Source organism: Campylobacter sp. LR264d, from assembly GCF_008633895.1.
In the GTDB taxonomy this organism is placed as follows: domain Bacteria; phylum Campylobacterota; class Campylobacteria; order Campylobacterales; family Campylobacteraceae; genus Campylobacter_D.
This window is the reverse complement of the sequence record NZ_VJNT01000040.1, coordinates 1-440: the sequence shown is the minus strand read 5'-3', so window position 1 is coordinate 440 and position 440 is coordinate 1. Positions and strand designations below refer to the sequence as shown.

General features: G+C 29.8%; 1 protein-coding gene. It reads left to right on the top strand.

The window, feature by feature from the left end; all coding sequences use genetic code 11:
* Window positions 1–52: 52 nt before the first annotated feature.
* Window positions 53–440: restriction endonuclease subunit S (locus FMM56_RS08565; protein WP_190319040.1), on the top strand; the 388-nt coding region annotated here is incomplete at its 3' end.

Genomic DNA, 440 nt, shown 5'->3' with positions numbered 1-440 from the left:
AGGAACTTCGTATAGCCAAAACGATTTAACTAGCTCACAAGGAATTCGCATAATGCGCGGAGGCAATATCAATAAAATCACACACAATTTAGATTTATTAAATAACGATGTTTATGTAAATCAAAAATTGTTTAGTAGTGCAAAACAGGTTCATAAAAACGATATTATCATTACTAGCACTAACGATATAGATAATATCGCAAAATGTGCTTTTGTTAATAAAAATGTTGATAATGCACAAATAGGCGCATTTTTACGAATCGTTAGAATCTCTGAATCTTTAAACGCAAAATATGTATTTTTTATTTTTGCTAGTGCGTTTTATGAGACATATATTCAATGTTGCGTGAGTGGAACTGTATCAAGTTTATTAAATATCAGAGATGAATATATAAACAATCTCAAAATCCCCCTTCCACCACTAAAAGAACAAGAAAAAA